Annotated in this window: 4 protein-coding genes, 2 tRNA genes and 1 rRNA gene; all 7 read right to left on the bottom strand. The window is 46.5% G+C overall.

Going from position 1 to position 5,535, the window contains the following annotated elements:
* Positions 1-152 precede the first annotated feature (152 nt).
* Positions 153-237: transfer RNA gene (locus tag J0A65_RS21205), tRNA-Tyr, on the bottom strand.
* A 12-nt stretch (positions 238-249) separates the two neighbouring features.
* A tRNA-Thr gene (locus J0A65_RS21200) sits at positions 250-322 on the bottom strand.
* 136 nt (positions 323-458) lie between these two features.
* Positions 459-1,208 (bottom strand): type III pantothenate kinase, encoded by a 750-nt coding sequence (locus J0A65_RS21195; protein ID WP_206596328.1) that lies wholly within the window; start codon positions 1,206-1,208, stop codon positions 459-461.
* On the bottom strand, positions 1,186-2,166 hold the full coding sequence (gene birA, locus J0A65_RS21190; RefSeq protein ID WP_206596327.1) for a bifunctional biotin--[acetyl-CoA-carboxylase] ligase/biotin operon repressor BirA: 981 nt from the start codon (positions 2,164-2,166) through the stop codon (positions 1,186-1,188). The genes J0A65_RS21195 and birA overlap by 23 nt, the downstream gene beginning before the upstream one ends.
* Positions 2,163-3,152 carry a UDP-N-acetylmuramate dehydrogenase gene (gene murB, locus J0A65_RS21185; protein ID WP_206596326.1) on the bottom strand — a complete coding sequence of 330 codons (990 nt, stop codon included), beginning with the start codon at positions 3,150-3,152 and terminating at the stop codon, positions 2,163-2,165. Before murB ends, birA begins: the two co-directional genes overlap by 4 nt.
* A gap of 98 nt (positions 3,153-3,250) precedes the next feature.
* Complete coding sequence (locus J0A65_RS21180) at positions 3,251-4,762, bottom strand: acetyl-CoA hydrolase/transferase family protein (protein WP_206596325.1); 1,512 nt, start codon at positions 4,760-4,762, stop codon at positions 3,251-3,253.
* A 427-nt stretch (positions 4,763-5,189) separates the two neighbouring features.
* A 5S ribosomal RNA gene (gene rrf / locus J0A65_RS21175) occupies positions 5,190-5,305 on the bottom strand.
* Positions 5,306-5,535 lie beyond the last annotated feature (230 nt).

Genomic DNA, 5,535 nt, shown 5'->3' with positions numbered 1-5,535 from the left:
ATCATCAGCTTGGAAGGCTGAGGTAATAGCCATTATACGATGCCCGCGATCCTGATCTCTTGAGGCCACCTCATCCCAAGAATTTTTGGGCTTTGCCTGGATACATCGCCTTGCTTGCCCAGCACTCGCTAATATAGCCAATGCCTTTAAAGTGGTGGAGGGGGCTGGATTCGAACCAGCGAAGGCTGAGCCGTCAGATTTACAGTCTGATCCCTTTGGCCGCTCGGGACCCCCGCCGAATTTTGAGGGTGCCGGCTGCCGGAATCGAACTGGCGACCTACTGATTACAAGTCAGTTGCTCTACCAACTGAGCTAAGCCGGCACTGCATCAAGTGGGGCGCATTCTAGAGGAAGCTTTTGGAGGACGCAACAGGTAATTTGCAAAAAAATGCCATTTACGCACCGCTTGCTCACAATATCGCCACCAATGCTTATATTTGCTGCATTTTGGTGATTGTTCAGCCACATTTCAGCGCAATTTGCGCGGCATATTCTTGCATACCAAGGAACACCAAAGCGCTTTCATGGCGGACTCTTTTATTGGTAAGCTGCTCAATTCTGGCAAAATCACCACCACACACGAAAATAACCGGGTTATCACCCAAATCTTCAGCTTGTTGGATTGCCATTGTAAGAATACCCACCGCCGCGGCCGCACAACCGCCATCAACGGCTTTTTGAGTATTCTTACCGGCCTTCAGGTCCAGTGATCGGCCTAACTGGCCCTTTACCTTATCAGTGCCTTTAAATAAGGAGCTGTAGAGTAGCTGGATACCAGGTGCAATCCAGCCTCCAATATAGTTTCGTTGCTGGTCGACAAACTCGACATTAATGGCCGTGCCAAAGTCCGCGATCACAAAAGGGCTATCGGTTAATGTTGATGCACCAATGACGGCCAGCCATCTATCACAGCCCATTTGTTGAATGTTCTCATAAAGGTTTTCTATGCCAAGGAAAGAGCGTTTCACCTCTACCTCAAAACAAGGCACACTTAAAGTGTGGCAGCGCTCTTTTAGCTCGTTCACCCAACCCCGTTGACCTACCGACGCTATCAATATTGCGTCGACCTGAGCCAATATACTGCTAAGTTGACAATGAGATTCGATAACCCCCAACATTGTCATAGCACCTGCCGAGTAGCTAGCCGCTTTTATACAACTATTACCGGCGTCAATGAAGAGCCAATTAACGCGAGAGACTTCTGACACTCACTTCTCCCCCATAAAATGCCCGGGTTCCAGTGGCGAGCTTTACCAATAATGCGCCATCTTGATTAACTCCAAGACAGATCCCTTCAAATTCATTGGTACCACATATCATCCGGACGGGTTTATCCTTAAAAAGATTCAACTCCTGCCATCGAGGTAAAAAACTCGAAATTCCTTCAGCTTCATATCTATGCAAATGCTGTTGAAGTAAGTCCAGCACCAGAGCAGCCAAGTGATTTCTATCAATGGCATGGTCAAGCGAATGAGTTAGATCTGTGTAAGGCTGGTCGATCTCTTCGTGCACCGACTCAGGCAACTGCACATTCAAGCCAATGCCAATAATGCAGTGACTCTGATCATTGATCTGCCCCTCCACCTCAACCAAGATACCGCCCAACTTCTTATCTTCCAGGTAAATATCGTTAGGCCATTTTAGTTGCAACCCTTCAATGCCCAACTTACCCAAAGCCTCAACGACGGCTACACCTATGACCAAACTCAGCCCGCCGATGGCCTGATAGCCACCAATGAATGACCAATACATAGACAAATAGAGACTCGCTCCAAAGGGGGACTGCCACTTTCGCCCCTGCCGGCCTCGTCCGGCAGTTTGTGCTTCTGCCAAACAGGCCGCCCCATTTTGATGGAGATCAGTATTCAATTTTAAATAGCTATTGGTTGAGTCTATAACGGACAACACTCGCAATGGTGATTGAGAACCTTCACGTAACGCGGAGATTAAATTTATGTCGAGAAGTTTGAGTCTATTGGAAAGACGATAGCCCTTTCCTGTGACACTGAAGATCTCTAATCCCAGGGATTCAAGACCTTTAATATGCTTACTGATGGCGGCCCGGGAAATACCAAGCAAAGCGCCAAGGTCTTCACCGGAGTGAAACTGTCCATCCGCCAACTGAGCCAATATTTTGTGGCGTTTATCATCACTGTGCGCGGTCACAATCTGACAAGTCCTTCAGCACCTAGCAGCCTTACTTCATTTTCCAAAGTAATGGAAAAACGCCCCAGCACTTCATCACGAATACGTCGGGCTAAGCTAAGCAGCTCCTCCCCTGTCCCTCCTCCCTGATTAACCAGCACTAAGGGTTGATTAGCATGACAAGCAACTCCCCCGACATGTTTACCTTTAAAGCCTAACTTATCAATAAGCCATGCCGCGGGAATCTTGGTATTAGATTCGTCAACAGGAAAACCAGGAATATCCTCCCAGCTGTCCTTTAATAAAAGATAATGTTGATGGCTAATAACAGGGTTTTTAAAGAAGCTTCCTGCGTTACCCAACTTTGCAGGATCAGGTAACTTTTGTTGACGTACTTCCACGACCTTATTGAATACTTGCTGCGGTGTAGGAGCCGTCCCAAGGGACTTCAGTTCACCATACTCAGCCTGCACCTTGGCTTCTTTAGGGAAACGGAAAACGACTTGGGTAATTAGCCAAGAGGCCATGTCAGGCTGCTTGAACACACTGTCACGGTAACCAAACAGACACTGCTCACGGTCAAGCCAACGCATTTCACCAGTTCGGATATCCACGCATTCAACCTGATGGCAAAAGTCAGCTAACTCTCGACCATAAGCGCCTATGTTCTGAATTGGCGCGGCCCCTACTGTGCCAGGTATCAAGGCGAGATTTTCAGCACCATGAATTCCTGCTTCCAGTAAGCTAACCACCAATTTGTGCCAGTTCTCTCCGGCACCTACCGTTACCTCGTGGAAACTAGCGCGTTCTTTTACCTCAACACCAGTTAATCTGACTTGAACAACACAGCCTTGATAGTCTTCAAGGAAAACCGTATTACTGCCTTCGCCGAGGATGAAGTATTGCTCAGCGTCAAAAGCTCTTAGCTGAGAGATATCGTCAACGACCAACAAGTTGCGAGCCTGTGCATGCAAGCCAAAGGTATGTAAGGGGGTTAAATCAACCAAAGCAACCGTCTTTATTCATTCTGATAATCGGTTTGCTAGTTTAAGTAACCCCTACCTTTAGGTCGAGCCTGGTGTTCAAATATTCTCAATCTCTTGCGTTACATCCTGCCATGCTGTTCAAAATTTACATGCCAGCTTAAGGCCTCTTCGAGTAAATGAGGTGTATGCATACCACGACCACTTGCACAGGCCCTCTCATAGTAATCCATTAATCTGTCCTTAAATTCCGGGTGTGCACAGTTTTCTATAATGCACTTAGCACGCTGTTTAGGCGCCAATCCACGCAGATCAGCCAGGCCCTGCTCTGTTACTATGATCTTGACGTCATGCTCGGTGTGGTCGACATGAGAGACCATAGGGACAATAGACGAAATAGCACCTTGCTTAGCGGTGGAAGGTGTCATAAAGATAGAAAGATAACCATTTCTGGCAAAGTCTCCTGACCCGCCGATGCCATTCATCATGCGGGTTCCCATGATATGGGTGGAGTTAACATTGCCGTAGATATCTGCCTCGATCAGACCATTCATAGCAATTACCCCCAACCTTCTCGCCAGCTCTGGGTGGTTACTGATATCCTGCTGTCGCAAGATAATCTTATCTTTATAGAAATCGATATTGTTATTGAATTCATCTAGTGCATCCGGACTCAAGGAAAACGCAGTAGCCGAAGCAACTTTCAATGTGCCTGATTTAAGCATTTTCAACATGCCATCCTGGATCACTTCTGTAAATGCACTTAGGTTTTTATAAGGGCCATTATTAAGCCCTTCTAACACCGCATTAGCGATATTTCCCACACCGGATTGAATGGGCAACAGTTGTGCAGGCAAACGCCCTTTTTTCACTTCATGAGCGAAGAAATCAAGGATGTGATCAGCGATAAGTGCGGATGTCTCATCAGGAGGAGTAAAAGCTGAGTTACGGTCAGACGACGAAGTCTCTACAACGGCAATGACCTTATCCAAAGGGCAATGTAAATAACGCTCCCCGATACGGTCACTAGGCTCTGTTAGTAAAATAGGCTTGCGATTCGGTGGCAGAGCAGTACCGTAGTAAACATCGTGCATACCTTCCATCTTAAGACTTTGCTTGTCATTCACTTCTAAAATAACTTTGTCAGCTTGCTCAATCCAGGTTTTATTATTGCCAATCGAAGACGACGGTATTAGACGTCCGTCTTCCAGCACAGCTGCAACTTCTATTACCGCTACGTCAAGCTTGCCCAGAAAACCCGACCAAGCATATTGAGAAACTTCGGATAGGTGAATATCCAGATATTGCATCTGCCCCTCATTAATCTGCTTCCTACATACAGCATCGGATTGGAAAGGCAAACGCATGTTGATCCCATCAACTTCAGCTAATGCACCGTCTAGCTCTGGTGCTGTAGAGGCTCCCGTCCAGATATTTACCCGCATCGGCGAACCAGCGTCTCGTAACCTTCTAATACGTTCGGCTAACGCTTTAGGCACTGCCTTAGGGTAACCTGCCCCGGTAAATCCACTCATACCAATGGTTGCGCCGGGGGGGATAAGCTCAGCCGCTTGCTCAGCTGACATGATTCTTTGACTAAGTTGGGAGTTTAAGATTCTGGATGTACCTGACATCTGCCATTACCTCTGTGAATACATTTACGTTCAGGCTTGGTGCAGTGCTACTTCCGCCCATGGCCTAATATACCCACATTCTAGTTTGCCCAATGCCATATTTGTATATGACGTTAGTTCAATATTTTCCTTTAAATTCAATAACTTTGTTACTTTTTTGATATTTTTCAGGTGAATTGAAATCTTAAGCAGCGCAATTTTGCAACACTAAACACAGCAGATTTACAAGACTAAGGGTTTTGCTAGAAGGAGTAAAAACTAGCAGCTAGAAGATCTAAGCCATTTATTGGATAAGCTGAGGGTTACGTCCAGGGACTTTCATTAAGGTTTGCGGAGTGGGCAGTCAACGTGAGCTGCGTTGATTGGTGGTAAATCAGGAGCAATAAAAAAGGGCTATCCAATCGGATAGCCCTTCTTCGTATTGGGAGCCTGGCGGTGTGCTACTCTCACATGGGGAGACCCCACACTACCATCGCCGCAGTTACGTTTCACTTCTGAGTTCGGAATGGATTCAGGTGGTTCCGTAACGCTATGGCCGCCAGGCAAAACTGGTACAATTTGTGACAAGCACAGTGATGCGTTTTCATCACCGGATAAAGAATTCTGTATATAGCGTATTGGTTTAAGATGGCTGGCCATCACAACGTCATTTGGGCGTTGTATGGTTAAGCCTCACGGGCAATTAGTACAGGTTGGCTTAACGCCTTACAAAGCTACCAAACACTGCCTATCAACGTTCTAGTCTTAAACAACACTTTAGAGAGATTAATTCT

The organism is Bowmanella yangjiangensis (assembly GCF_017255015.1).
Classification (GTDB): Bacteria; Pseudomonadota; Gammaproteobacteria; order Enterobacterales; family Alteromonadaceae; genus Bowmanella; species Bowmanella yangjiangensis.
This window is presented reverse-complemented; position numbering and strand designations above follow the sequence as displayed.

Bases quoted from the DNA above. Each gene is read 5' to 3' on its own strand.
- J0A65_RS21180 (WP_206596325.1), bottom strand. From the start codon at position 4,762: ATGTCAGGTACATCCAGAATCTTAAACTCCCAACTTAGTCAAAGAATC.